Origin of the sequence: Peribacillus sp. R9-11, from assembly GCF_031345095.1 — a bacterium.
GTDB lineage: Bacteria > Bacillota > Bacilli > Bacillales > DSM-1321 > Peribacillus > Peribacillus butanolivorans.
This window is the reverse complement of the sequence record NZ_CP133763.1, coordinates 4,184,106-4,210,952: the sequence shown is the minus strand read 5'-3', so window position 1 is coordinate 4,210,952 and position 26,847 is coordinate 4,184,106. Positions and strand designations below refer to the sequence as shown.

At 39.4% G+C, this 26,847-nt stretch carries 25 protein-coding genes and 1 riboswitch; of the genes, 24 read left to right on the top strand and 1 reads right to left on the bottom strand.

Annotated elements, in window-relative coordinates; genetic code table 11:
* The first annotated feature begins 11 nt into the window (after positions 1-11).
* From RE409_RS20495 to RE409_RS20390, 22 genes are all read left to right on the top strand, one after another.
* Complete coding sequence (locus tag RE409_RS20495; RefSeq protein WP_309557984.1) at positions 12-2,366, top strand: endonuclease MutS2; 2,355 nt, start codon at positions 12-14, stop codon at positions 2,364-2,366.
* 65 nt (positions 2,367-2,431) lie between these two features.
* Positions 2,432-2,839 (top strand): DUF350 domain-containing protein, encoded by a 408-nt coding sequence (locus tag RE409_RS20490; RefSeq protein WP_053347227.1) that lies wholly within the window; start codon positions 2,432-2,434, stop codon positions 2,837-2,839.
* Between the two features lie 214 nt (positions 2,840-3,053).
* A complete protein-coding gene (locus RE409_RS20485; protein WP_201223441.1) occupies positions 3,054-3,215 on the top strand; it encodes a hypothetical protein in 162 nt (53 codons plus the stop codon).
* Between the two features lie 65 nt (positions 3,216-3,280).
* The gene (gene tnpB, locus RE409_RS20480; RefSeq protein WP_201186117.1) at positions 3,281-4,486 is read left to right on the top strand and encodes an IS200/IS605 family element RNA-guided endonuclease TnpB; all 1,206 of its coding nucleotides are present in this window, start codon (positions 3,281-3,283) and stop codon (positions 4,484-4,486) included.
* A 169-nt stretch (positions 4,487-4,655) separates the two neighbouring features.
* The gene (locus RE409_RS20475) at positions 4,656-4,964 is read left to right on the top strand and encodes a GNAT family N-acetyltransferase (RefSeq protein WP_201186116.1); all 309 of its coding nucleotides are present in this window, start codon (positions 4,656-4,658) and stop codon (positions 4,962-4,964) included.
* Between the two features lie 450 nt (positions 4,965-5,414).
* The gene (locus tag RE409_RS20470) at positions 5,415-7,082 is read left to right on the top strand and encodes a propanediol/glycerol family dehydratase large subunit (RefSeq protein WP_190271076.1); all 1,668 of its coding nucleotides are present in this window, start codon (positions 5,415-5,417) and stop codon (positions 7,080-7,082) included.
* 13 nt (positions 7,083-7,095) lie between these two features.
* The gene (locus RE409_RS20465; RefSeq protein ID WP_190271077.1) at positions 7,096-7,671 is read left to right on the top strand and encodes a propanediol/glycerol family dehydratase medium subunit; all 576 of its coding nucleotides are present in this window, start codon (positions 7,096-7,098) and stop codon (positions 7,669-7,671) included.
* A gap of 12 nt (positions 7,672-7,683) precedes the next feature.
* Entirely contained in the window at positions 7,684-8,130 is a 447-nt protein-coding gene (locus RE409_RS20460) for a diol dehydratase small subunit (protein ID WP_309557983.1), read from the top strand.
* A 6-nt stretch (positions 8,131-8,136) separates the two neighbouring features.
* Positions 8,137-9,972 (top strand): diol dehydratase reactivase subunit alpha, encoded by a 1,836-nt coding sequence (locus RE409_RS20455; protein ID WP_309559297.1) that lies wholly within the window; start codon positions 8,137-8,139, stop codon positions 9,970-9,972.
* Entirely contained in the window at positions 9,969-10,301 is a 333-nt protein-coding gene (locus RE409_RS20450) for a glycerol dehydratase reactivase beta/small subunit family protein (RefSeq protein WP_201186114.1), read from the top strand. The genes RE409_RS20455 and RE409_RS20450 overlap by 4 nt, the downstream gene beginning before the upstream one ends.
* A gap of 19 nt (positions 10,302-10,320) precedes the next feature.
* Positions 10,321-10,737, top strand: a complete 417-nt coding sequence (locus RE409_RS20445) for a GlcG/HbpS family heme-binding protein (RefSeq protein WP_309557982.1) — start codon at positions 10,321-10,323, stop codon at positions 10,735-10,737.
* 287 nt (positions 10,738-11,024) lie between these two features.
* Positions 11,025-11,576 (top strand): cob(I)yrinic acid a,c-diamide adenosyltransferase, encoded by a 552-nt coding sequence (locus RE409_RS20440; RefSeq protein WP_201186113.1) that lies wholly within the window; start codon positions 11,025-11,027, stop codon positions 11,574-11,576.
* Positions 11,577-11,767: 191 nt separating this feature from the next.
* Positions 11,768-13,021, top strand: a complete 1,254-nt coding sequence (locus RE409_RS20435) for a sensor histidine kinase (RefSeq protein ID WP_201223445.1) — start codon at positions 11,768-11,770, stop codon at positions 13,019-13,021.
* Positions 13,008-13,766, top strand: coding sequence for a response regulator transcription factor (locus tag RE409_RS20430; protein WP_242486980.1), 759 nt, complete (start codon positions 13,008-13,010; stop codon positions 13,764-13,766). Before RE409_RS20435 ends, RE409_RS20430 begins: the two co-directional genes overlap by 14 nt.
* A gap of 387 nt (positions 13,767-14,153) precedes the next feature.
* Entirely contained in the window at positions 14,154-15,851 is a 1,698-nt protein-coding gene (locus tag RE409_RS20425) for an AMP-binding protein (protein WP_309557981.1), read from the top strand.
* 205 nt (positions 15,852-16,056) lie between these two features.
* A complete protein-coding gene (locus tag RE409_RS20420; RefSeq protein ID WP_201223449.1) occupies positions 16,057-16,644 on the top strand; it encodes a fatty acid metabolism transcriptional regulator FadR in 588 nt (195 codons plus the stop codon).
* Between the two features lie 126 nt (positions 16,645-16,770).
* Positions 16,771-17,544: an enoyl-CoA hydratase gene (locus RE409_RS20415; protein WP_201223450.1), complete on the top strand. Its 774-nt coding sequence runs from the start codon at positions 16,771-16,773 to the stop codon at positions 17,542-17,544.
* 140 nt (positions 17,545-17,684) lie between these two features.
* Positions 17,685-18,458, top strand: a complete 774-nt coding sequence (locus RE409_RS20410; protein WP_201186103.1) for an electron transfer flavoprotein subunit beta/FixA family protein — start codon at positions 17,685-17,687, stop codon at positions 18,456-18,458.
* Positions 18,459-18,529: 71 nt separating this feature from the next.
* A complete protein-coding gene (locus tag RE409_RS20405; RefSeq protein ID WP_201186102.1) occupies positions 18,530-19,507 on the top strand; it encodes an electron transfer flavoprotein subunit alpha/FixB family protein in 978 nt (325 codons plus the stop codon).
* A 242-nt stretch (positions 19,508-19,749) separates the two neighbouring features.
* A complete protein-coding gene (trxA, locus tag RE409_RS20400; protein WP_328113193.1) occupies positions 19,750-20,070 on the top strand; it encodes a thioredoxin in 321 nt (106 codons plus the stop codon).
* Positions 20,071-20,173: 103 nt separating this feature from the next.
* Positions 20,174-21,946 carry an excinuclease ABC subunit UvrC gene (uvrC, locus tag RE409_RS20395; protein ID WP_201186100.1) on the top strand — a complete coding sequence of 591 codons (1,773 nt, stop codon included), beginning with the start codon at positions 20,174-20,176 and terminating at the stop codon, positions 21,944-21,946.
* A 61-nt stretch (positions 21,947-22,007) separates the two neighbouring features.
* A riboswitch (Lysine riboswitch) is annotated at positions 22,008-22,184 on the top strand.
* A 90-nt stretch (positions 22,185-22,274) separates the two neighbouring features.
* Entirely contained in the window at positions 22,275-23,507 is a 1,233-nt protein-coding gene (locus tag RE409_RS20390) for an aspartate kinase (protein WP_201186098.1), read from the top strand.
* A 62-nt stretch (positions 23,508-23,569) separates the two neighbouring features.
* Here RE409_RS20390 and RE409_RS20385 read toward each other — a convergent pair whose 3' ends face one another.
* Positions 23,570-24,028 (bottom strand): YslB family protein, encoded by a 459-nt coding sequence (locus RE409_RS20385; RefSeq protein WP_201186096.1) that lies wholly within the window; start codon positions 24,026-24,028, stop codon positions 23,570-23,572.
* A gap of 381 nt (positions 24,029-24,409) precedes the next feature.
* Here RE409_RS20385 and RE409_RS20380 point away from each other — a divergent pair, with 381 nt between their 5' ends.
* Positions 24,410-25,018 (top strand): succinate dehydrogenase cytochrome b558 subunit, encoded by a 609-nt coding sequence (locus RE409_RS20380; protein WP_201186095.1) that lies wholly within the window; start codon positions 24,410-24,412, stop codon positions 25,016-25,018.
* A gap of 70 nt (positions 25,019-25,088) precedes the next feature.
* Complete coding sequence (sdhA, locus tag RE409_RS20375; protein ID WP_201186093.1) at positions 25,089-26,840, top strand: succinate dehydrogenase flavoprotein subunit; 1,752 nt, start codon at positions 25,089-25,091, stop codon at positions 26,838-26,840.
* Positions 26,841-26,847: the final 7 nt, after the last annotated feature.

Sequence of the window (26,847 nt, the reverse complement as noted above, 5' to 3'; positions counted from 1 at the left end):
GCTTTAACTCCATGCATAATAAAGCTTTAAAGACATTGGAATTTCATAAAATTAAAGAACAATTAGTCTCACATGCATCCTCTTCCATAGGAAAGGAGAAGGCACAGCAATTGATGCCTTCTACTGACTTTGAGGAAGTATCGAGGTGGCAGGAAGAAACAGATGAGTCAGCCAAAATTGTCCGTTTAAAAGGAAATTTGCCATTGGGCGGAATTTTTGATATCCGTCCACATGCAAAACGGGCTCAGATTGGCGGTATGCTTTCACCGATGGAATTGATGGAGCTTGCGAGTACGCTTCGTGCCGGCAGGATTCTGAGTCGTTTCTTTGATGAAATCGCGGAGCAGGAAATCGAAGTTCCACTTTTAGCAGAATATATTGATTCACTTCATCCGTTGATTGAATTGCAGCGGGAAATTACTTATGCTATTAGTGAGCACGGCGAAGTGATGGATTCTGCGAGTGATAAGTTGCGTACCCTTCGAAACCAGATTCGTACGAACGAAAGCCGTGTCAGGGAAAAACTCGAAAGTATGATTCGTTCCTCCAATGCTTCGAAAATGTTGTCAGACGCCATTATCACAATCCGCAATGACCGTTTTGTTATCCCAGTAAAACAGGAATATCGAAGTGTGTATGGCGGGATCATTCATGATCAATCTTCATCCGGACAAACGTTGTTTATTGAACCACAGGCAATCGTTCAATTGAATAATGTACTTCAGGAAACACGAGTGAAGGAAACACAGGAAATAGAACGGATTTTAGTCGAGTTATCGGAAAAAGTCGGTGAGTTCACCCCGGAATTGCTTCACAATGTTAAGGTGCTCGCACAAGTCGATTTCCTTGTCGCCAAGGCAAAGTACGCAAAAGCGATAAAAGGGTCTAAACCGATTCTAAATAATGAAGGACGCGTGAAATTATTCAAAGCGAAGCATCCGCTCATTCCGAGTGATGTTGTCGTGGCTAATGACATTTTCCTTGGTGATGAATTTACGACAATCGTCATCACTGGTCCCAATACAGGGGGTAAAACCGTTACCCTTAAAACGATTGGCCTTTGTACGTTAATGGCCCAGTCCGGTCTGCAAATCCCTGCGCTGGATGGTTCTGAAACGGCTGTGTTTTCCTCTGTTTATGCCGATATTGGCGATGAACAGTCGATTGAACAAAGCTTAAGTACATTCTCTTCCCATATGGTCAATATTGTCGACATCCTAAAGAATGTCGATTATGATAGCCTTGTTTTATTCGATGAGCTTGGAGCGGGAACTGACCCTCAGGAAGGTGCCGCATTAGCCATTTCGATTTTGGATGAAGTTTATAAGCGCGGTGCTCGTGTGATTGCAACGACCCATTATCCAGAATTGAAAGCGTATGGATATGACCGGGAAGGCGTCATCAATGCAAGCGTTGAATTTAATGTAGAAACCTTGAGTCCAACGTATAAACTGTTGATTGGTGTACCGGGGCGGAGTAATGCGTTTGAAATTTCCAAGCGTCTTGGCTTGGAAGAGAGCGTTATTAGCCACGCCCGCAGCCATATCGGTGAAGATACAAATAAAGTTGAGAATATGATAGCGTCCCTTGAAGATAGCCGCAAGAAGGCCGAAGAAGAGGAACTAGAAGCCGCAGATCACCTGAAACAGGCTGAAATTCTTCATAAAGATCTTCAAAAGCAAATTGGTGAATACCATGAAGAACGGGATGCGATGGTCGAAAAGGCAGCAAAAGAAGCAGCTGCCATTGTGGAAAATGCAAAAAAAGAAGCAGAAGCAATTATTGCTGATTTACGTAAACTGCGTCTTGAAAAGCATGCTGACGTCAAAGAGCATGAATTAATCGACGCGAAAAAGCGACTTGAAGATGCGGCGCCTAAAATAAAAAAATCAGCAAATAAAGTGGCTACACCGTTGGATAAAAGCTTAAAACCTGGAGATGAAGTTAAGGTTGTTAGCTTTGGACAAAAAGGTCATCTAATTGAGAAAGCTTCAAGTAATGAATGGCAGGTTCAAATCGGAATCATGAAAATGAAGGTAAAGGAATCTGACTTAGAATTCATTAAGACTACAAAAGTAAAAGAAACGAAACCTCTTACCACGATAAAAGGAAGAGATTATCACGTTAGCCTTGAGCTTGACCTTCGTGGGGAACGTTTCGAAAATGCACTGTCCAGAGTGGAGAAATATGTTGATGATGCTCTGCTGGCCGGATATTCGAGTGTCTCTATCATTCACGGTAAAGGAACGGGAGCTCTCCGGTCAGGTGTTCAGGAATACTTGAAACATCACCGCTCTGTCAAACGAATTCGGTTCGGCGAGGCTGCAGAAGGTGGAACAGGTGTGACGGTGGTAGAATTTAAATAAAGGAAAGTGGTCATTCCGGCTATTCTGCCAAGCCGGATGGTCAGTTACCATTCGGGAGTTGTACCATGGAGAACATGTGGGAAAATGAATATGTATATATAGCTGCTCGTTACAGTGTTGTTATTTTGTGCATTATTGTTTTTTTAGCCATTTTTGAACTTGTCACAAAGTACAAAAATTGGGAGGAAATCAAACAGGGAAATCTTTCTGTCGCGATGGCCACAGGCGGCAAGATTTTTGGGATTGCCTATGTATTTCAACAATCTATTCTCCTTCAGAACTCGATAATTACAATGATTGGCTGGGGCGTATACGGATTTGTCCTGCTGCTGATCGGTTATTTTATTTTTGAATTTATGACGCCTGGATTTAAAATAGATGAAGAGATACAAAAAGATAATCGGGCAGTTGGATTCCTATCGATGATCATTTCAATCGCTTTATCTTTTGTCATCGGCGCTGGAATTTCTTAATGCTCTGCATGAGAGGGAGAAAACTGTGGAGAAACTTGCAAAAATCCTAATCGTTTGTTGCGGAATTTTTTTTCTGCTTGGAATCATTTATATGATATTCTTCACCTGATAGAAGCGGCCTTTGTGTCGCTTCTTTTATTTGAGCTCCTATTAAAAAATGATGTTTTGAGTGTATAAATGGTTATATTGACAGTTTGGAAGAGGAGGACGAAAAGTGTATCAGTCTAAACTGATACAAAAGATTGAAGAACTATCAATGAACGCTTTACCGGCACTGCAAACGCAAATTTATCATTTCCCGCCAGAATATTCCCTCTTCAAACGTGTGAAGGGCGAGAGCCCAACGGTAAGGGGAGATGAATGGCGGTTGGCATAAGCCAAAGTAATCTTTTGACAAACATACGTTCGGTGGTTAATAATAACTATAAGGGGGTGAAACCAATGGTCGTAAACAAAGCTTATAAATTTCGAATCTATCCAACTAAAGAACAACTAGTTCTAATCAATAAAACGATCGGCTGCTCCCGTTTTGTCTATAACTTCTTTTTAGGCAAACAAAAGGAGAAAGATGCCTACTGGTATATCTGTGAAGAAATGAAGCAGAACGGCCAATTACCCTCTAATGAATGGAAAGGTTCTTTTCTGAATAAATACGCAACAATCAAAGAACTTCCAGCTTTAAAGAAAGAGTATTCTTTCCTGAAAGAAGTAGACAGTATTGCCTTACAGAAATCGGTGGAAAATTTAGCAGATTCCTATAGTCGATATTATAAAAAGCAAAACAAGTCACCACGCTTCAAATCGAAAAAGAATCCTATCCAGTCCTATACAACTAAACATACGAATGGGAATATTGGAATTGTTGGAAACAAAATCAAATTGCCAAAACTCGGTCTAGTTCGTTTTGCTAAAAGCCGCGAAGTCGAAGGGCGAATCATCAATGCCACAATCAGGCGGAACCCTTCGGGTAAATATTTCATTTCCGTTTTAGCCGAAACCAATGTACAAGTACTTCCTAAAACGAATCGTTCGTGCGGTGTAGATGTTGGTTTGAAGAACTTTGCTATTCTTTCAGATGGTACGGTCTATCAAAATCCAAAATTCTTCCGGACGGTCGAAAAGAAATTGGCCAAAGCACAACGGATTCTTTCAAGGCGACAAGAAATAGCCTTGAATCAAAATAAACCATTGGCTGAAGCCAAAAACTATCAAAAACAAAAACGAAAAGTGGCTATCCTACACGAAAAAATGTCAAATGCCCGAATGGATTACTTACATAAAGTTTCTACCGAAATCATCAAAAACCACGATGTTATTGGAATGGAAGACTTGCAAGTGTCGAATATGATGAAAAATCACATACTAGCTAAAGCTATTAGTGAAGTATCTTGGTACCAATTCAAAAAAATGTTGGAATACAAAGCAAAATGGTATGGTAAACAAATCGTGACCGTATCTAAAACGTTTGCTTCTAGCCAATTGTGTTCTAGCTGCGGTTACCAAAATAAAGACGTTAAACATCTGAATCTTCGTGAATGGGATTGTCCTTTTTGTTCTACTTACCACGATCGAGATATTAACGCAGGACTCAATCTAATGAATGAAGCCATAAGGCTTCTAACCGTAGGAATTACGGGAGTAGCCTAATTAAAAATTGGCCGATAGGCTAATGTTCTTAGGAATCCCCCACTTCAATCAGACCGTAAGGTCGATAAGTGGTGGGTAGTTCAATTATAATCAATTAAATGAAAACTGGTTTCGTAATTTCTGTCTGTTAAACCATATAAGTGATCATGATCAAACAATTTTTAAAAAAATGTTAGAGAATATTATTCCAGACAGATGCTTTATGTTGCTGACTGATGATAGCGGAACAGTGTTAGCGTGTGGACTGGGTGTTTTAGAAGGCGAATACTTAGGGTTGTTCAATATTGTTACGCAAGAAAAATTTCGAAACCAAGGGTATGGAGCAAAACTCAATAAAAATCTCTTGCATTGGGGAAAAGAAAATGGGGCGAAATATGCTTACCTACAGGTTATATTATCGAATGCCCCTGCATTAAACCTGTACGCTAAATTAGGGTTTGAAGAAAAATATAAATATTGGTATAGGATTAAAAACTAAAGTTCAAAAAGGAGTAAAGATTACTCCTTTTTTTTGTTCCATTTTTTAAGGTCTGCAAGGTTAGGAGTTTTCTTAAGATACTGTGTTCAAACACCAAAGGCTAATTCAAAATCGGAGTTTAGTCACTCATCAATAAATTTAATAGCTAAAAAGTAAAAAAAATGCTAGTGAATGCAAATTGTGTCTAGGTACATATATAATTCTGAAAATTATAATAAAACAAACGAAACAAATTTAAGGAGGGACATTGTCATAAAAACTCCATCAAACAGTTAACAAAGTAGAATATGATATCCAAGCTAAAAAAGGGTGGAGATCATTATCATTAAGCCCTTAATATTGCCTTTTGATGGTGGCTATTGTACCCAAGAAGAAGTCTCTACTTCTTTTATTAACTCATTAATGTAGGCTATTCAATAACTAACTAATCATAGAAAGAGGGATTCGCTTATGCTACGCTCAAAACGATTTGAGATCTTAGAAGAAAGACCGGTCAATAAAGATGGATTTGTTAAAGAATGGCCTGAAATGGGATTTGTTGCTATGTCGAGCCCTAATGATCCCAAGCCTTCTATTACAATAGAAAATGGTCAGATAGTAGAGTTGGATGGGAAAAGACGAGAAGACTTTGATATGTTAGATCAATTTATTGCAGATTACACAATAGATAGAAGCTTAACCGAACAAGTCATGGCTCTTGACAGCTTGGAGATTGCTAAGAAACTCGTGGATATTAATGTGTCTCGTTCAGAAATTGTTAGATTGTCAAAAGGGCTCACACCCGCAAAAGTTCTAGAAGTCCTAAATCATATGAATGTTGTTGAAATGATGATGGCTTTACAAAAAATGAGGGCAAGGAAAACACCGTCTAACCAATGTCATGTGACGAATGTACGAGATAATCCTGTATTAATGGCAGCAGACGCTGCCGAAGCCGGACTCTATGGATTTGATGAACAAGAAACAACTGTCGGAGTTGCCCGTTATGCCCCCTTTAACGCATTGGCATTACTTGTAGGTTCCCAAACTGCAAGGAATGGAATCTTGACTCAAGATTCTTTAGAAGAAGCGACGGAACTTCGCTTAGCAATGCTTGGAATGACTTCTTATGCGGAAACTGTCTCTATCTATGGTACGGAATCAGTCTTCATGGATGGGGATGACACGCCTTGGTCGAAATCATTTTTAGCCTCTGCCTATGCTTCAAGAGGTGCTAAAATGCGCTTTACATCAGGTACTGGTTCCGAGGTGCAAATGGCCGGAGCAGAAGGAAAATCAATGCTTTATTTAGAGATTCGCTGTGTCATGATGGCGAAAGGAGCGGGCGTTCAAGGGCTGCAAAACGGTTCCATCAGTTGTATTGGCATACCAGCCTCGGTACCGAGTGGAATCCGCGCTGTCTTAGCAGAAAACCTAGCTACTACATTGTTTGATATGGAGGTAGCTTCGGGAAATGACCAAACCTTTTCTCATTCGGAAATCCGACGTAGCGCTAAAATGCTATGTCAAATGCTTCCTGGTACAGATTTTATCTTTGCCGGATTTGCTGCTGTACCAAACAATGAGGATATGTTTGCAGGCTCTAATATGGATTCTAGTGATTTGGACGATTACTTAATTATTCAAAGAGATATGATGGTGGACGGCGGATTAAAACCGGTGGATGAAGAAAGCCTTATCAAAACCCGTTATCAAGCAGCAAAAGCTTTACAAGTTATTTTCGAAGAGCTAGGATTCCCTGTGATTACAGATGAGGAAATCGAAGCGGCTACTTATGCTAACAGCAGTGTAGATATGCCGCAGCGTAATGTTGTTGAAGATTTAAAGGCAGCAGAGCGAATACTACGAGATGGGATTTCAGGTTTTGATGTAGCTCTTATCTTAGCTAAGCGTGGCTATCGACAAACTGCAGAACGAATTTTCAATATGTTGAAACATAGGGTAGCTGGTGACTATTTACATACATCAGCCATTATTAATAAAGATAATGTGGTTATAAGTGCGGTAAATGATGAAAACGATTACAAGGGACCTGGGACGGGCTATCGACTCAGTCCGGAAAGATGGGAAGAAATTAAAAACATTCGTCAAGCCATTAGTCCGCAAGATTTTGATTAAGGGGGAATTGAATATGACGACAACATTTTTAATAGAGATGAAATTAACAGATATCGGAACGGCCACGAAAGGAACAAATCCGAGAGAAGTGATCGTAGCGATCGCTCCTGCTTTTGGAAAAGAAATGAATAAAACAATTGTGAAAGTCGATCACGCTTCTGTCCTACGTGAAATCCTTTCCGGGATTGAAGAGCAAGGTGCCGTACCACGGGTCATTCGCAGCTTGCGCACTGCTGATTTGGCTTTTATGGCACATGGAGGAGCCCAAATGAGTGGTTCAGGAATCAGTATAGGCCTGCAATCTAGGGGAACAGCAGTAATCCATCAACGAGATTTAGACCCGCTCACCAATCTTGAATTATTTCCTCAATCACCTTTAATTACGTTAGACATGTATAGGGCGATTGGACGAAACGCGGCCATGTACGCGCTAGGGGAAAGCCCTAGCCCTGTACCGGTGTTAAATGACGAAATGACACGGCCTAAATACCAAGCAGCAGCGGCCTTGCTCTATTTAAAAGAGTGCCAATCTATTATTCCAGATCAAAAGCCAGTTGAATTAAAAGTAGAATTTTTAATTAAAGACTAGGAGGGAATTCAGATGGAAAATCTAACAACGAAAAAAAAGGTAAATTTAACAAAAAATGACTATCCACTCGGGATAAAAAGGCCTGATTTATTATTTTCACGTACAGAAAAACCCTACAATGATTTAACATTGGATGCTGCTTTAAAAGGAGACGTAACTGAAACAGACTTGCGTATCAGTCCAAAAACGCTTGAAATGCACGCAGATATTAGTGAAAGTTTAGGAAGAACACAGCTGGCAAAAAACTTCCGTAGAGCATCGGAAATGATTAATATTTCCGATGCCCGTATCTTACAAATTTATAATGCAATGCGCCCTAATCGTTCGACTAAAGAACAGCTTTTAGCGATAGCTGATGAATTAGAAGAAGAGTATGGGGCATTAGAGAATGCAAAATTAATTCGCGAAGCTGCAGATGTGTATGAAAGACGAGGAAGGCTAAAGAGGAATGAGGATTAAAGAGTGATGAAAAAGATTCTAGCTGGTGTAGATATCGGAAATTCATCAACGGAAGTGGCGATTGCAAGTGTGGAAGGAAACCATACAGAGTTTTTTTCACAGTATTTAGTGAAAACAACGGGTATAAAAGGAACGACTGATAACGTGAAAGGCATTCGCCTAGCTTTGCAGGAAGCAGCTAAAAAAGCAGGCATCGAGTTAAAAGACATTGATCTTATTCGCTTGAATGATGCTGTGCCGGTTATAGGTGATTTGGCCATGGATCTCATTAGCGAAACCATTATCACGGAATCTTCTATGATAGGTCATAACCCTGATACTCCGGGTGGAGCAGGGTTAGGAGTGGGAATAACGGTGTTGATTGATCAATTATTGGACGTAGAAAAAAAGGGGCAAGACTATATTGCTGTTATCCCTAGAAACTTTGATTATGAGTGGGCTGCTCACCGATTGAATCGGGTAGTAAGTCAAGGGATTTCTATCACCGGTGCCGTTGTACAAAAAGATGATGGAGTATTAATACACAATCGTCTGAACAAAAAGATTCCCATCGTGGACGAGGTAGCTATGATTGAAAAAGTTCCTCTGTTGAAATTAGCAGCAGTAGAAGTGGCTTTACCGGGCCATGTGATTCGGACGTTAAGCAATCCATACGGTCTTTCTACTGTTTTTCAATTGGATCCTGACCAAACGATACAAATTGCGTTAGTTGCCAAAGCATTAGTTGGCAATCGATCAGCGGTGGTAATTCGAACACCAAAAGGGGAAGTTGTCGAACGAAAAATAGAAGCGGGAAGGGTCCTTCTAAAAGGAGCGAATAACCAAAAGCTAGAAGTGTCCATTAATGATGGAGCTGCAGCGATAATGAATACTTATGAAAAGCTAGAAGTATTGGTAGACGTCTATGGAGAAACAGGCACCAATGTTGGAGGGATGTTTAATGGTCTCCGGCATGATTTAGCCCAACTCACTGGACAATTACCAAATGATATTACAATCTCTGACTTTCTCGCCGTTGATGCAGTAATCCCGACTTCAATTAACGGGGCTATGGCGGGTGAGCTATCCATGGAAAGCGGAGTCGCTTTAGCCTCAATGGTTAAAACAGACAAAGTTCCTGTCCAAAGAGTGGCTTCTTTATTGGAAAAGGAAATTGGCGTCGCCGTAGAAATTGGCGGTATTGAAGCGGAAATGGCCATTCGAGGAGCCCTAACGACCCCTGGTACGAGAAAGCCAATCGTAATTCTCGATATGGGTGGAGGGTCTACTGATGCTGCAATGATGAATGAATCGGGCAAAATTAAATCGAGTCACTTGGCTGGGGCAGGGGACATGGTCACGATGCTCATAAATTCTGAACTCGCTTTAGGCAACAAGGAACTCGCTGAAAAAATAAAAAAGCATCCTTTAGGAAAAGTATTAAGTTTATTCCATATGCAGCTAGAAGACGGAACGATGCTATTTTCTGAAACCCCTTTTCCTCCATATACATTTGGGAAAGTTGTAATCCGGGAAGAAGATGATCTTATCCCTTTAGCAACCAAAGCATCTATGGAGAAAATTAGAGATACCCGAAGAAGTGCAAAACGGAGGGTGTTTGTGACGAATGCGCTGCGCGCCCTTAAGCGGGTAATCCCCACAGGTAATTTAAAGCACCTTTCTTTTGTCGTTATGGTGGGGGGATCTGCACTAGACTTTGAAATTCCACAAATGTTAACAGAGGAATTGGGTAAGTACGGGATTGTAGCAGGTTTTGCCAATATACGCGGCACAGAAGGTCCGAGAAATGCAGTGGCTACTGGATTGATATTAGCCACTGTCAGGCACGAGGTATTTAAATGAATAAACGTGAAGTAAACATTGCAATTTTGTACGACAGCGCTCTTAATGTTAATCAAATTCAAGAAATATGTGCAGGACTAGAAGAAGAAGGGGTTTCGTTTTTAGTGCAAAAATGTGATAAAGCGAGCAACTATATTGAACTAGGGAGTAAAGCAGCATGTATGTCTCCATTGAAAGTGGGGATTGGCATCGATCGCGTTGGGAATATATGTGTACATCACGAGAATTTGAAGCAGGAAGAACCTTATTTACAAGACATCATTCAAAACGGTCGCAAATTAGGGAAGAACGCAGCTCGTTTAGTTAAAGGATTGCCATTAGCTTTTTAAGAGGAAAGGGTGGCGGAAAATGAGTCATATCAATTTAACATTAGCAAAAAATCTGATTGAGAGTGCTGAAAAGAAGGCGAACGAAATTAAAGTACCTGTGGTTATAAGCATTGTGGATGAAGGAGGGAATTTTGTCGCCTGTCACCGAATGGATGATGCTTTATTGGTAAGCGTTGAACTTGCGCAAAACAAAGCGTGGACTTCAATAGCCATGAAAATGACGACAGAGAATTTGGCTCTAGTAGCTGCAAATGGAAAAGAACTTTATGGTATTAATACTACAAATAACGGACGGGTTGTTGTATTTGGCGGAGGCATTCCATTGTATAATAACGGGCAAATTATCGGAGCAGTAGGTGTAAGTGGTGGCTCCGTTGATGAAGATATACGCGTAGCTCAGAGTGCAGTTGATGCACTGTATGAATTTAAAAATTAATTGGGATTCTCCATGAATAAAGCAAAATTACAATCAGTGGAGGTTCCTTATCTTCTTCACTGATTGTTACATGAATCAACTGGGCTTTTATGGACATTCGCCTTAAATAACGTGAACTGAAATGAGGGCATTGATACCAGAGTGATTTCCCATAATGCAGAGATTTTTTAAGCCTCTTAACAATCAGAATTCCACCGATTTCTGGTTTAGCGATTATCATTTTTTATGAAAATCTTCATGATGAGAGCGGTATATAATTATCAAAAAAAATAGAGAGGGTGTAAGTAATGAAGGTTTATACTAAATCTGGTGATAAAGGTGAAACAAGTCTCGTATATGGAAAGAGAGTGTCAAAGGCATCTGTGTATGTTGAAGCTTACGGAACATGTGATGAGGCCAATTCCATGATTGGGTTAGCTTTTTCTTTTGCTCCTGCCGAAGAGAAATGGAAGTCATTACAGGAAACAATACATATTATTCAAACGAAATTGTTTCACATTGGAGCAGAATTAGCTACTCCTATAGGGAAACAAGTGGGGTGGCCGATAGAAGAAGAAGATGTTCACTTCTTGGAAAAAGAAATAGATAAAATGGAAGAACACCTTAAAGCTCTTACTAATTTTATTTTGCCTGGTGGAAGTCCAATCGGTGCATCACTTCATAGTGCAAGAACCATTGTCCGAAGAGCGGAACGTAATGCAATCGCAATTAACAAAGAACAACCGGTAAATCCAATTGTAATAAAATATTTAAATCGATTGTCTGACTACTTATTTGTACTAGCTCGTTATGTAAATCATCAGACAGGGACAATTGAACCGAATTTGCACCAAGTCTAACATCAGAAAGAAGGCTTTCTTAGTTCTAAGGCAGCATGTCTTCAAGTCTTTTTATTTCACAAAAAAATTTATTTGGTTGACTCCGGAACTTTATACTTTTTATTGAAAATTAATTAGTTATAATGTAAAAAGACATATGATTTTTAATTTTCAAAATAAAAAGATAATTAACGTGGAGGTATAGGTTAACTATGTTGACATTACGTAATGTTGTGAATGTGGATATTCTTCAGGATATCCAGAAACGCTTTTCAGATGCTACCGGTTTTGGAGTAATAATTGCGGATCAGCAGGGGATACCTGTAACCATGCCAACTAATTTCACAAGTTTTTGTAACCATATGCGCTCCTCCCAAGAAGGTTTGCAATGCTGTGTATTGTCGGATCAAAAGGTGGGGCTCATTGCAGCAAAACAGGCAAAGCCCATCTTGCATTATTGCCATTCTGGTCTAGTTGATATAGCTGCTCCTATTATTCTTAATGGGGAGTACCTTGGATCTGTTTTATGTGGCCAGGTGCTGTTAGAAAATCGTGATGAAAAGCATGTGAACCAGATTAGGGAGAAAATAAAACATATACCAATGGATCAAGAGCTCATACAGCTTTATGTAGAGAAGATTGAATTTACAGGTCGCAAGCGAATTGAAGCAGTAATAGAAATGCTTCAGCTAGTAGCTAATTATATTATCAAAACTGGTGCTAATAATCTTGCGCAGGATGAGTTAAATGAGAAGAATCAAAAGTTGATGGAGGAGATGGAGGTTCGTGCCACACTGGAGAAATTTCTTGAGGAAGCACAGTTTAAGGTATTGCAATCCCAGATTAATCCTCATTTTTTATTTAACACATTAAACACTATTTCCCGATTAGCTTATTTAGAGAACGCGGAACAAACACAAAAAGTGACGTATTCATTGGCTAAAATCATGAGGTACAGTCTGCGTAATATAGATCAGCATGTTTCGTTAAAAGAAGAATTGGATTATGTTAAAAATTACATAAGTATTCAACAGTCTCGTTTTCGTAACAGAATTCAATACGAAGAAATAGTAGAAGTTGATGCCGAAGCATTGAAAATGCCTATTCTTTCTATTCAACCTATAATTGAAAACGCTATCATTCACGGGTTTGAACCAAATAATAGTACAGTTGATATAAAAATTCATGTTTTTATAAAAAATGACAATGTCGTAATAGAAATCTCTGATACCGGAGTGGGGATGACAAAGGAAACGTTATCCTCTATTTTTTTACAACCAAGTGTGAGAAAAAATAGTCATACTACAGGAATTGGGATGAATAATGTCCATAAGCGAATTCAATTTTATTTTGGGGAAGAGTACGGTATTACAGCGTTAGAAAGCCAACCTGGAAATGGCACAAAGGTACGGATAGTCATCCCTAATCCAGGAGGTGTTTGTCTTGAAGGTAATGATTGTGGATGATGAACCATTAGAACGAGAAGTGCTAACAATGATAATTAAAAGAGCAAATCTAGGAATAAGCCAATTATTCGAAGCTACAAACGGGGTGGAGGCCATGAACATAGCTAAACAAAATCGAATGGATGTTATCCTTATGGATATTAAAATGCCTATCATGGATGGCTTGGTGGCAGCGGAAATGATCAAAAGAGATGTTCCGGAATGCCAAATTATTTTCCTAACGGGGTACGATGAAAGTTACATAGCATTTAAAACGTCTAAGTCAGGAACAGGTGACTATTTATTAAAACCTGCTCACCCGAAAGAAATCGAGCAAGCCTTAAACAAATATATACCTTTAGTAAAGCGCTCGGTTTCAGCTTCTTTAAAAGCACCCTGTGAACATGACGATATTTTAACAGTCATGGAATATATAGAAAATAACTATCACTTAGATATAAATTTAGATACTTTATCCAGGTTGGTCTTTCTTAGTGGCCAATATCTTAGCAGACTTTTTAAACAAGAGACTGGTTATACGATTACTCAATATGTTACGGTCCGTCGACTTGAAGAAGCGAAAAAATGTTTGACCTACAGCAGGGAAAACGTAATGGAAGTAAGCGAGAAATGTGGATTCTCCGATCCAAATTATTTTGCAAGGGTGTTCAAAAAACATGAAGGTGTTACACCAACACAATATCAGCAGCAATCTCTTATAGGAAGAAAAAAAAGAATCAACTCATTCAATAATTTTGTAATGTAGAATGAATTAATCCGTTAGATTAAATCTCTTAGGAGCCATACAAAGTTATTTATGAAAAGCAGCCTTCTCTTATTAAATATTTTAATAAACCCCGGCATATTGCGATAAACTCATTTCATATCATTTAACTTTTTACGACTGAACTTGAAAATTAAGTGAACAAATTAAGAAAAAATTATGCGAGAAGTAAGGAAAGTATCAATCTACCTGCCCCTTTACTCTATTTTAGAACCCCTACCTATAAATCTTAAAGATTCGAGGTTTCACTGCTCTACTACTGATTATCAGCCTTTATGCTTACTTTTTCTAAATTTCAGCAATTGTAAGAAAATCCCGGTTGTATTATAATGGAAAAGAGTATTGAGAATATTCAGAAGGAGGGGGCAAATGAGCAATAAGCCGTGGCAAGCTATTTATCCGGAACAAATACCAGCTGTTTTGTCGTATGAAGATAAACCTCTTTATTCATTTTTGAAAGAGTCCGCTGATGAATTTCCTGATAAGGTGTCGATTCATTTCCAGGGAAAGGAATTAACCTTCAAAGAAGTGTACGTATCAGCTTTAAAGTTCGCAGCCTATTTAAAAGGTATCGGTCTTCAAAAGGGAGAACGAGTTGCCGTCATGCTTCCTAACTGTCCGCAAGGTGTCATTAGCTTTTTTGGGATACTAATGGCTGGGGGAGTCATAGTTCAAACTAATCCAACCTATACGGAACGCGAACTCGAGTATCAAATGAAAGACTCCGGAGCGAAAATAATCGTAGCGATGGATATTTTATTTCCCCGTGTCACTGCGGTTGCCCCAAGAACAGAAATAGAACACATCATTATAACCGCCATCAAAGAATACTTGCCTTTCCCGAAAAATCTTATCTATCCCTTTATTCAAAAAAAGGAATACGGTATTGTCATCAATGTGGAGCATGCGGGTAATCACCATCTATTTACTGAAATCATGAAACGAAAAATACCAGAAGAAGTCGCTGAGCCGATTGATGTGCAGAAAGACCTGGCCCTTTTACAATATACAGGAGGAACAACCGGCTTTCCTAAAGGGGTTATGCTCACCCATAAGAACTTGCTTGCAAATACGAAAATGTGTAATGCTTGGCTTTATAAAAATAAACGTGGTGAAGAACGGATTCTAGCGATTCTTCCATTTTTCCATGTGTACGGTATGACGACTGTATTGGTTCTTTCCGTTATGGAAGGGAACACGATGATCATTATGCCAAGGTTCGATGTTAAAGCAACGCTGAAAACAATTCAAAAGCAGAAACCAACAATGTTTCCAGGCGCACCAACGATGTATATCGGTCTCTTGAACCATCCGGATCTCGCAAAATATGATCTTTCTTCTATCAATGCTTGTATAAGCGGTTCAGCACCACTTCCATTAGAGATTCAAGAGCAGTTTGAGAAAATTACGGGCGGGAAGCTGGTTGAAGGCTTTGGTCTTACGGAAACATCTCCGGTTACCCATGCCAACTTTATTTGGGATCAGCCTCGGGTTAAAGGAAGCATTGGATTGCCTTGGCCGGATACGGACTCAGTAATTCTGTCACTAGAAAGTGGCGAAGAGCTTCCGCCGAATGAAATTGGTGAGATTGCAATAAAAGGGCCGCAGGTAATGCAGGGATACTGGAATCGTCCGGAAGAAACGGAAAACACATTTAAAAACGGCTGGCTGCTTACAGGCGATTTAGGTTACATGGATGAGCAAGGTTTCTTTTATGTAGTCGAAAGGAAAAAAGATACAATCATTGCAGGCGGCTTCAATATTTACCCTCGTGAGGTCGAAGAAGTACTATATGAGCATGAGGCCATTCAGGAGGTAGTCGTGGCAGGAATCCCAGATCCATATCGTGGTGAGACGGTCAAAGCCTATGTCGTTCTGAAAAAAGGTGCAAGTGTGACAGAAGAAGAATTGAATAAGTTTGCGAGAAAGAGTCTAGCTTCCTATAAAGTACCGCGCAGCTATGAATTTAGAGAGGAACTTCCTAAAACGACGATTGGAAAGATATTACGCAGAGTTCTTATTGATGAAGAAAAGAAAAAAATATCAGAGGAAAGAAAAGAAGCCTAAAGAAGCTTAACCTTCTTACGGAGCAGTTGTTCATTTAGCTCCGTGTTTTTACAGAACAACTGGACAACCTAAAGATCTGAGCTGTACAATAAACATATTGGAATGTGTAGGACTCTTAAGAAGTTTTTGCTTGACAGTAAAGGGTCGCCATTTTATGATAGAAATATGAATGATGATTCATTCATTTTCTGAAAGGGGACATCCAGTGAAAAGCAACAGACCGAAGTATAATCAAATTATTGATGCAGCTGTTATCATCATCGCCCAAAACGGCTATTATCAAGCACAAGTATCCAAAATCGCCAAGCAAGCAGGCGTAGCGGATGGCACCATTTATCTTTATTTTAAAAATAAAGAAGATATTTTAATATCATTATTTCATGAAAAGATGGGCTATTTTGTAGAACAGATTGAAGAAGAACTTAAGGGAAAGAGCTCAGCTTCAGAAAAGCTGTATGTGCTCATTCAAAAACATTTTCAAATCCTTTCAGAAGACGTGAATTTAGCAATCGTCACTCAGTTGGAATTAAGACAGTCGAATAAAGAATTACGCCTAAGAATTAATGATGTGTTAAGAGGATATTTAAATTTAATTGATCAGATCATTATAGAAGGAAAAGAGAACGGCGAATTTTCGCCGGATTTAAATCATTTACTTGCTAGGCAGATGATTTTTGGAACGATTGACGAAACAGTGACAACTTGGGTGATGAATGAGCAAAAGTATTCACTCTCAGACCTTGCAAAAGATGTTCACCGCCTTCTACTGGGTGGATGCAGCTTGAAAAGTTAACGATTTTAATAGAGGGTGGCTTAGTCATCCTCAAAAAAATCGATTAATCAGCTTTCCAGTTTTATGGGGAAGTGATACATATTGAATTTTCAAAAAAGTTTGACTAGCATGCCGGGAGGGATAGATATGGAATACCTTAAGCTTTCAATCGAGAATCATGTTGCTTTTATAACGATTAATCATGCACCTGCAAACGCGTTGTCTTCGGTAATCATTAGAGAGCTGTCACAAGCCTTCGATCAAATTGCGGAGAACGAGAACGTACGGGTTGTCCTTCTTCATGGAGAAGGTAGGTTTTTCTCTGCTGGAGCAGACATTAAAGAGTTTACAGAAGTAGAAAACGGTAAAGCTTTCGAGAAACTGACCAAAAATGGTCAATCTGTATTTGAAAAAATTGAATCTTTTCCAAAACCGGTTATTGCAGCTATTCATGGAGCAGCGCTTGGCGGGGGATTGGAACTGGCTATGGCCTGTCACATCCGTTTAGTAACAGAAAGAGCAAAACTAGGTTTGCCTGAGCTACAGCTTGGATTAATTCCTGGATTTGCAGGCACACAACGGTTACCTCGTTATGTCGGTACGGCAATGGCCGCTGAAATGCTATTTACAAGTGAGCCAATTACAGGATTACAAGCTGTGCAATGTGGATTAGCTAATCATGCCTTCACAGATGAAGAACTTATTCCGAAAGCGAAGGAATTAGCCTTTAAAATCGCAAAGAAAAGCCCTCTTGCATTAAAGTCGACTATTGAACTATTAAATTATACTAAGCATGATTCCTACTATAAAGGTGTAGAAAGAGAAGCTGTCCTATTCTGCCAAGCCTTCGATACTGCTGATGCAAAAGAAGGAATTGGTGCTTTTATCGAAAAAAGAGAAGCAATATTTAAAGGGAAATAGTAGTGTTTCATGTCAAAACTAGTGAATTAATAACTTATTTTTATACATTATGCAGGATTTTGATGAAATCTGAAGAATACAAGTAGTATGTTTAAAAAATTCATAATCTTCAAAACTCAAATTATTCGGGAGGTATTATCGTGAACATTTATGTGCTGCTGAAAAGAACATTTGATACAGAAGAAAAAATTACACTTTCTAACGGGAAAATTAATGAGGATGGAGCAGAATTCATCATTAACCCATACGATGAGTATGCTGTAGAAGAAGCAATCCAAGTTCGTGATGCACAAGGTGGAGAAGTAACGGTTATTTCCGTTGGAACTGAGGAAGCTGAAAAGCAATTGCGCACTGCGCTTGCTATGGGTGCTGACAAAGCCGTATTAATAAATATTGAAGACGACATAGAAAATGGCGATCAATTCACGACTGCCAAAATTATTGGTGAATACTTAAAAGGTAAAAATGCTGATTTAATCATTGCTGGAAACGTAGCAATCGACGGAGGCTCCGGCCAAGTAGGTCCGCGCGTTGCTGAGATTTTGGGAATTCCATATATTACAACAATCACTAAATTGGACATCGCTGCTGGAAATGTAAGCGTTATCCGTGACGTTGAAGGAGATTCTGAAACAATCGAAGCCTCTCTTCCATTGCTAGTAACAGCTCAACAAGGATTAAACGAACCACGTTATCCTTCTTTGCCAGGAATCATGAAAGCGAAGAAAAAACCACTTGAAGAATTAGAATTGGACGACTTGGATTTGGAAGAAGAAGATGTTGAAGCAAAAACAAAAACAATTGAAATCTACCTTCCTGCTAAAAAAGAGGCTGGAAAAGTGCTGAACGGCGAGATTAGCGATCAAGTTAGCGAACTTGTTCAATTATTACGCAGTGAAGCAAAAGTAATTTAATAGAAGCGGTTCTTTTCAAAATATACTACACACAACAAAAAGATAAAATAGAGCACAGGAGGTTTTTATAAATGGCTAGAAAGTTTCTTGTATTGGGCGAAGTTCGCGACGGTTCACTAAGAAATGTATCATTTGAAGCAATCGGTGCGGCTAAACTTGCAGCAGATGGCGGAGAAATCGTAGGTGTTTTAGTTGGTGACAGTGTTCAAAATTTTGGGAATGAATTGATCCAGTATGGTGCAGACCGAGTAGTAGCAGTTGAAAATGATCAATTAAAACAATATACATCAGATGGTTATGCGCAAAGCTTGCTTGCTGTCATAGAGCAGGAAAAACCAGAAGGCATTTTCTTCGGTCATACTGCACTAGGAAAAGATCTAGCGCCAAAACTAGCTGGCAAGCTTGAATCAGGTTTAATCTCCGATGTTACTTCTATTGAAGAAGAAGGCGGAAACATCGTTTTCACTCGCCCGATTTATTCTGGTAAAGCATTTGAAAAGAAAATTGTCACAGCAGGAATTGTGTTTGCAACTGTTCGTCCAAACAATATTGAACCATTGCCGAAAGATGAGTCCCGTTCTGGTGATGTTTCTACATTAAGTGTAGATATTAAAGACTTGCGTACGATTATTAAAGATGTTGTGAGAAAAGCAAGTGAAGGGGTCGACCTTTCAGAAGCAAAAGTAGTCATTGCCGGCGGACGTGGCGTAAAAAGTGAAGACGGTTTTGAACCATTAAAGGAACTTGCTCAAGTTCTTGGCGGTGCAGTCGGTGCTTCTCGTGGTGCATGTGATGCAGACTATTGCGATTACTCTTTGCAAATCGGCCAAACGGGTAAAGTTGTTACTCCAGACCTATATATTGCCTGCGGAATTTCTGGAGCTATTCAGCATTTAGCTGGTATGTCCAACTCTAAAGTTATCGTTGCCATCAATAAAGATCCAGAAGCTAACATTTTTAACGTAGCTGATTATGGAATTGTCGGTGATCTTTTTGAAGTCATTCCATTACTAACAGAAGAATTCAAAAAGTTAAAAGTGAACGCGTAATAGAAAGCATTTAAAGTATAAACAATATAGGTAAGGAACAAGGCATTTGACAGTTAACTGATAAATGCCTTTTTTTTTTTGTGTGTTGTATTTTTAATTAATAATTAAGCTATCAGGAAGAGGTAAGAAACCTGTATATTTACTCTGTTTTTGGACATCCTACCACTGAAGCAAAATATTAGCATCGATTCTAGTAACAATGGTATACTGTCTTTAGTTATTTGAGTAAATTTGAGGAGGATATATATATGGCTATTGTAAATGCAACTGACCAAACTTTCACAACTGATACTAGCGAAGGTGTCGTTCTTGTAGACTTCTGGGCTCCATGGTGTGGACCTTGTAAAATGATTGCTCCTGTTCTTCAAGAGCTTGATACTGAAATTGGCGACACAGCTAAAATCGTAAAAGTGGATGTAGACGAAAACCAAGAAACAGCTGGAAAATTCGGCGTAATGAGCATTCCGACATTAATCGTCCTAAAAGACGGTGAAGTAGTAGATAAAGTTGTTGGTTTCCAACCTAAAGAAGCTCTTGCTGAACTTATTGCAAAACACGCTTAATATTAAGTTAGCTAAAAAAAGCTTCAAGTCTGCGGACTTGAAGCTTTTTTCGCTATCTTGATATATAATTAATTGTAAAAAGGGAGAACAGGAGGCTGAATGTATGAACCAACAAATAAAGAATAAACTTGCCCTTCTTCCCGATCAACCAGGTTGTTATTTAATGAAGGATCGTCAGGGAACGATCATTTATGTAGGAAAAGCGAAAGTATTAAAAAACCGTGTGCGCTCTTATTTCACCGGTTCCCATGATGGGAAAACGTTACGACTCGTTAATGAGATAGACGATTTTGAATACATCGTTACCTCGTCAAATATTGAGGCTCTCATTTTAGAGTTAAACTTAATCAAAAAACATGATCCAAAATATAATATCATGCTGAAGGATGACAAGACGTATCCATTCATCAAGTTGACTGCTGAACGGCATCCGCGTCTAATCATTACGAGAAAAGTCAAAAAAGATAAAGGTAAATATTTCGGTCCGTATCCGAATGCCTTTGCGGCCAATGAAACGAAAAAATTACTCGACCGCATCTATCCTCTTAGAAAATGCAATACCCTACCGGATCGCGTTTGTCTCTATTACCACCTCGGGCAGTGCCTGGCTCCATGTGTGTATGATGTAGAGGAACAGGAATATAAAAAAATGGTGGATGATATCAACCGATTTTTAAACGGCGGCCATACTGAGATAAAAAAAGAACTGACAGAAAAAATGTTAGAGGCATCAGAAGAGCTTGATTTCGAAAGGGCAAAGGAGTTCCGTGACAAAATTGCCCACATCGATATCACGATGGAGAAGCAAAAAATGATGACGACTGATTTTATCGACCGTGATGTATTTGGCTATGCCTATGATAAAGGCTGGATGTGTGTTCAGGTATTTTTTGTGCGACAAGGGAAATTGATAGAAAGGGATGTTTCCCTGTTTCCAGTGTATGATGAACCGGATCAGGAACTTCTTACATTCCTAGGTCAGTTTTACGAGATTACCAATCACTTTAAACCAAAGGAAATTTTGCTGCCAGAGTCAGTAGATGCGGAAATGGCTGAAGGGCTGCTTGGCGTGAAGACGATTCATCCAAAACGGGGATCGAAAAAGGATATGCTTAAATTGGCGAATAAAAATGCTGCCATAGCCCTTCAGGAAAAGTTTTCTTTGATTGAACGGGATGAAGCAAGAACGATCAATGCGGTGGAAAATCTTGGGGTGCAATTAGGCATCTATACCCCGCATCGGATCGAGGCTTTTGATAACTCGAACATTCAGGGCAGTGATCCGGTTTCCGCTTTAGTTGTGTTTATTGACGGTAAGCCGGAAAAAAGAGAGTATCGCAAATATAAAATCAAAACTGTCCAGGGACCCGATGACTATGAATCGATGCGTGAAGTTGTACGCAGAAGATATTCACGAGTTTTAAAAGAAGGGCTGCCACTTCCGGATTTAATCATTATTGATGGTGGAAAGGGTCATGTGGAGGCTGTTCGAGATATTTTAGAAAATGAACTGGGTCTTGATATTCCGCTTTCTGGTCTCATTAAGGATGAAAAGCACAGAACATCGCAATTGATGATTGGCAATCCGCTGGAACTGGTACCGCTTGATTCGCGTAGCCAGGAATTTTATCTGTTGCAAAGAATTCAGGACGAAGTGCATCGGTTTGCGATTACGTTTCATCGCCAGCTACGCGGGAAAAATGCGGTTCACTCGCAGCTTGATGATATACCTGGAGTCGGAGAAAAACGAAGAAAGCAATTGTTAAGGCATTTTGGTTCATTGAAAAAAATTAAAGAGGCATCGGTAGAACAAATTATAGAGGCAGGCATGCCAAAAGGAGTAGCTGAAGGAATCGTTAGAAAATTGCAAGAATAATCTTGCTACCTACATTTCTCTATGCTATGATAAGAAGGAATTTTCAACTAGACAACTTAAAAGTGCTGATAGAGGTGCGGAATTCAAGAGTAAAAACCTGGAGAAGTATGAGCTTCGATGAAAGGTTTTGAAAGGGGATAACGCCGAAGGAGGACAAGACTCATGCCTTGTTTTTCTGGTCTGACATTTAATAAATGGCGGATTGTCAGGGGGTATACCCTGGAGAGCTATCTCACTGTGTTTACTGTATTAAATACGTGATCACAGCAATGAGATATTTCTCATTGCTTTTTTTATTGCCTAAAAAAGATAAAGAGGGTGCATTAGGATGGCATTAATCGTTCAAAAATTTGGCGGGACATCCGTCGGTAGTGTCGAGAAAATCAAAAATGTTGCCAATCGAGTAATCGAGGAAGCAGAGAATGGGAATGAGGTAGTTGTCGTTGTTTCAGCTATGGGGAAAACAACAGATGAATTAGTTTACATGGCTCAAGATATTTCCAAAAATCCAAGCAAGAGGGAAATGGATATGTTATTGACGACTGGAGAGCAGGTCACGATTTCCCTGTTAACGATGGCTTTAATTGAAGCGGGGCGTGAAGCTATTTCTTTCACCGGCTGGCAGGCTGGCATGCAAACAGAATCCGTTCATGGGAATGCCCGGATTTTAAACATTGATGCTTCGAGAATTCAAGCTCAGCTTCAGGCAAAGAAAATTGTGGTCGTTGCAGGTTTCCAAGGGAATGATGCAAATGGAGAAATCACGACACTAGGGCGGGGCGGGTCTGATACGACTGCAGTGGCTATTGCTGCAGCATTAAATGCGGACCGATGTGATATTTATACCGATGTAACGGGTGTATTTACAACAGACCCACGTTACATAAAAGATGCTCGAAAACTGCAATCTATTTCTTACGATGAAATGCTAGAACTTGCCAATCTAGGGGCGGGTGTCCTTCATCCAAGAGCTGTTGAGTATGCGAAAAACCACCAGATTCCGCTTGAAGTCCGTTCGAGTATGGAGAAAGAAGCAGGAACTACCATTGAGGAGGAAGCAACTATGGAAGAAAATTTAATTGTACGCGGTATTGCTTTTGAAGACAGTATTACAAGGGTCACAGTGAATGGTTTGCCCCGATCACTAGGATCATTATCCACAATTTTCATGACACTTGCAAAAAACCGGATAAACGTTGACATTATTATCCAAAGCATGACAGCAGAGGATACAACAAACCTTTCTTTCTCCATAAAAAGTGAAGATACGGAAGCTGTTTTAAACGTGCTAGAAAAAAATAAAGACCAATTGGCATTCGATAGAATAGAAACGGAGGGCGGATTGGCCAAAGTGTCTATCGTCGGTTCAGGAATGGTATCTAATCCGGGAGTGGCTGCCGAAATGTTTGAAGTGATGGCTAACACAGGTATTCAAGTGAAAATGGTCAGCACATCTGAAATTAAAGTCTCAACTGTCGTCAATGAAAAGGAAATGGTGAAGGCAGTCGAAGCACTTCATGAAGCGTTTAAATTAGGACAGCATGCAAAAGTGCTTGTTTGATTGCTTGGAGTCTAATGAAAAACAGACTTCCGATAAAAAGGGTAAGTCTGTTTTTAGGCTCATTAGATTGGGTCTCTAGGATCCCATTGAATGGTAAATGTCACTTTTTTTGCACGGCGTTTGATTTCTTCTGTCGATTCACTTAAGAATTTTTTCTGCAGTGTAAACTGCTCGGCAAGGAAACCGGCTTCAAGTTGGAAGTGACAGTCAGGATGAAGATCTAAGCGACGGCTGATTATTTCACCTGTTAAGGATAATTCCATCTCGGTTTTCGAAAACTTTATGATTTCAAGATGGCCCCAGCCTGCATTTTGGAAAAATGCAACAACTTCCTGTTCGCCATTCAGTGGGAATTTTCTCGCTAATTGTTTACCTGCCCAATAGAGAATTTGATTAGAATCTTTTCCGAGAATATCGTTCAATAAAACTTCTCGGATTAATTCGTAGCCGAAAGCTGGAACATGAGATTCTTCTGTTTGAATTTCTTCTTCTTCTATCGCTGCAGCAATATTTTTTTTCATAGTTTATCGCCTCTTTCTGTAAATCTATTATAAACGTTTTTCTTTTGCAAATTATACTGTTTTTTTATTATTTCAATCGTAATTGGGAAAAAATGAGAAATTATTCCGGGATATTAATAGATTAATTACTAATTTCTCCAAGTTATAATCTTGACAATTAAAAATTATACAATTTTAACCAATAAAATCTATTCTGAAAAAGAGAATTCTTGTATCCGTTTTCTTGACGCACATAGAAGTCAGGAGTAAAATGGACATGTCACATAATTGTAAGAAAGTATAGGGATGTTTCAAACTCTATACTTTATTTTCACGCGGAGATAAAAGGTAGCCACCAGTTTATCTTTGCATGATTTTTCACAAATTAAGGGGGGGCACTTAGTGGCAAAAAATCGTGAGTTTGGGAATCGTAAACTTCATTCACTACTTGGAGTTATTCCGATCGGGCTGTTTTTGTTGGAGCATTTAGTTACCAACTATATGGCAACAAAGGGACCGGAATCATTTAATTCAGCAGCACATTTCTTAGAAAGCATACCGTTTCGTTATTTCTTGGAAATCTTCATCATTTTCTTACCTTTGATTTATCATGCAGTTTACGGGATTTATATCGCGTTTACTGCTAAAAATAATTTGGGTAGATTTGGATTTTTCCGGAATTGGATGTTCTTTTTACAACGTCTAAGCGGAATCATTACGTTGATTTTCCTAGTTTGGCATGTTTGGTCAACTAGAATTCAAGCAGCATTAGGTGCAGAGGTTGACTTTGACATGATGGCAGAGATTTTCTCTAATCCATTTATGATTGCATTTTATTTAGTTGGGGTCATTTCGACAATTTTCCACTTCTCTAATGGATTATGGTCATTTGCAGTGAGCTGGGGTCTAACAGTTTCACCTAAATCGCAAAAAATCATGACTTACGTTACTTTGATCGTTTTCGTTCTTCTTTCTTATGTAGGGGTTAGCGCAATTTTCGCTTTCGTATAAGAAGATAGAGTTTATTTATAAGTATTAGGAAAAACATAGCTTTGCTAATGGAAATAAGGGAGTGACAGAATTGGGTAAAGGTAAAATTATTATCGTTGGTGGAGGTCTAGCTGGTTTAATGGCTACGATCAAAGCAGCAGAGCTGGGACAACAGGTAGATTTATTTTCTTTAGTACCTGTTAAACGCTCTCACTCAGTTTGTGCCCAAGGCGGAATCAATGGGGCAGTAAATACAAAAGGTGAAGGGGATTCTCCATATATCCACTTTGATGATACAGTTTATGGCGGAGATTTCTTAGCTAACCAACCACCGGTTAAAGCGATGTGCGAAGCAGCACCATCGATTATCCATATGTTTGACCGTATGGGCGTAATGTTTAACCGTACTCCGGAAGGTCTTCTTGATTTCCGTCGTTTCGGTGGAACTCAACATAGCCGTACAGCATTTGCTGGTGCAACAACTGGTCAGCAATTACTTTACGCATTGGACGAGCAGGTTCGTCGTTATGAAGTAGAAGGCCTTGTAACGAAATATGAAGGCTGGGAATTCCTTGGAGCTGTTATCGATGACGACCAAACAGCACGCGGTATCGTAGCACAGAACTTGACTTCAATGGAAATCAAATCATTCCCTGGCGACGCTGTCATCATGGCGAGCGGTGGTCCTGGAATCATTTTCGGTAAATCAACTAACTCAATGATTAATACAGGTTCAGCAGCATCCATTGTTTATCAACAAGGTGTAAATTATGCAAATGGTGAATTCATTCAAATTCATCCAACTGCAATCCCTGGAGATGATAAGCTTCGTCTAATGAGTGAATCTGCTCGTGGTGAAGGTGGACGTATCTGGACATATAAAGACGGAAAACCTTGGTATTTCCTAGAAGAAAAATACCCTGCTTATGGTAACCTTGTACCTCGTGATATCGCTACTCGTGAAATCTTCGACGTATGTATGAACATGAAGCTTGGTATTAATGGAGAAAACATGGTTTACCTGGATCTTTCTCATAAAGACCCTAAAGAACTTGATATCAAACTTGGCGGAATCATTGAAATCTACGAGAAATTCATGGGTGAAGATCCTCGTAAAGTTCCAATGAAAATCTTCCCTGCAGTTCACTATTCTATGGGCGGACTTTGGGTAGATTATGACCAAATGACAAACATTAAAGGTTTATTTGCTGCAGGTGAGTGTGATTACTCTCAACATGGCGGTAACCGTTTAGGTGCGAATTCACTTCTTTCTGCAATCTATGGTGGTTCAGTTGCTGGACCGAATGCAGTTAAATATATTGAAGGCCTTGATAAAACTTCAGAGTCTATTCCTTCTTCATTGTTTGATGGTTACGAAAAACAACAACAAGAAAAATGGAATGATGTCATGTCTCTTGATGGTAATGAAAACGCGTATGTTCTACACAAAGAACTTGGTGAGTGGATGACACAGCATGTTACTGTAGTTCGTTACAATGACAAGTTGAAAGAAACTGATAACAAGATTCTTGAGTTGATGGAACGTTACAAGAAAATTAACATCAATGACACTGCTAAATGGAGCAACCAAGGAGCTGCCTTCACTAGACAGCTTCAAAACATGATGCAATTAGCACGTGTAATCACAATTGGTGCTTTAAACCGTGACGAAAGCCGCGGAGCTCATTACAAACCTGATTTCCCACAACGTAATGATGAGGAATTCATGAAAACAACAATGGCGACATTCAAAGGCTTGGATCAAGCGCCTGAATTCCATTATGAAGATATTGATGTATCACTTATCGCACCACGTAAACGTGATTACACTACGAAACATTAAAGAGGGG

Bases quoted from the DNA above. Each gene is read 5' to 3' on its own strand.
- RE409_RS20495 (WP_309557984.1), top strand. From the start codon at position 12: ATGCATAATAAAGCTTTAAAGACATTGGAATTTCATAAAATTAAAGAA.
- RE409_RS20490 (WP_053347227.1), top strand. From the start codon at position 2,432: ATGGAGAACATGTGGGAAAATGAATATGTATATATAGCTGCTCGTTAC.
- tnpB (WP_201186117.1), top strand. From the start codon at position 3,281: ATGGTCGTAAACAAAGCTTATAAATTTCGAATCTATCCAACTAAAGAA.
- RE409_RS20475 (WP_201186116.1), top strand. From the start codon at position 4,656: ATGTTAGAGAATATTATTCCAGACAGATGCTTTATGTTGCTGACTGAT.
- RE409_RS20470 (WP_190271076.1), top strand. From the start codon at position 5,415: ATGCTACGCTCAAAACGATTTGAGATCTTAGAAGAAAGACCGGTCAAT.
- RE409_RS20465 (WP_190271077.1), top strand. From the start codon at position 7,096: ATGACGACAACATTTTTAATAGAGATGAAATTAACAGATATCGGAACG.
- RE409_RS20460 (WP_309557983.1), top strand. From the start codon at position 7,684: ATGGAAAATCTAACAACGAAAAAAAAGGTAAATTTAACAAAAAATGAC.
- RE409_RS20455 (WP_309559297.1), top strand. From the start codon at position 8,137: ATGAAAAAGATTCTAGCTGGTGTAGATATCGGAAATTCATCAACGGAA.
- RE409_RS20450 (WP_201186114.1), top strand. From the start codon at position 9,969: ATGAATAAACGTGAAGTAAACATTGCAATTTTGTACGACAGCGCTCTT.
- RE409_RS20445 (WP_309557982.1), top strand. From the start codon at position 10,321: ATGAGTCATATCAATTTAACATTAGCAAAAAATCTGATTGAGAGTGCT.
- RE409_RS20440 (WP_201186113.1), top strand. From the start codon at position 11,025: ATGAAGGTTTATACTAAATCTGGTGATAAAGGTGAAACAAGTCTCGTA.
- RE409_RS20435 (WP_201223445.1), top strand. From the start codon at position 11,768: ATGTTGACATTACGTAATGTTGTGAATGTGGATATTCTTCAGGATATC.
- RE409_RS20430 (WP_242486980.1), top strand. From the start codon at position 13,008: ATGATTGTGGATGATGAACCATTAGAACGAGAAGTGCTAACAATGATA.
- RE409_RS20425 (WP_309557981.1), top strand. From the start codon at position 14,154: ATGAGCAATAAGCCGTGGCAAGCTATTTATCCGGAACAAATACCAGCT.
- RE409_RS20415 (WP_201223450.1), top strand. From the start codon at position 16,771: ATGGAATACCTTAAGCTTTCAATCGAGAATCATGTTGCTTTTATAACG.
- RE409_RS20405 (WP_201186102.1), top strand. From the start codon at position 18,530: ATGGCTAGAAAGTTTCTTGTATTGGGCGAAGTTCGCGACGGTTCACTA.
- uvrC (WP_201186100.1), top strand. From the start codon at position 20,174: ATGAACCAACAAATAAAGAATAAACTTGCCCTTCTTCCCGATCAACCA.
- RE409_RS20390 (WP_201186098.1), top strand. From the start codon at position 22,275: ATGGCATTAATCGTTCAAAAATTTGGCGGGACATCCGTCGGTAGTGTC.
- RE409_RS20385 (WP_201186096.1), bottom strand. From the start codon at position 24,028: ATGAAAAAAAATATTGCTGCAGCGATAGAAGAAGAAGAAATTCAAACA.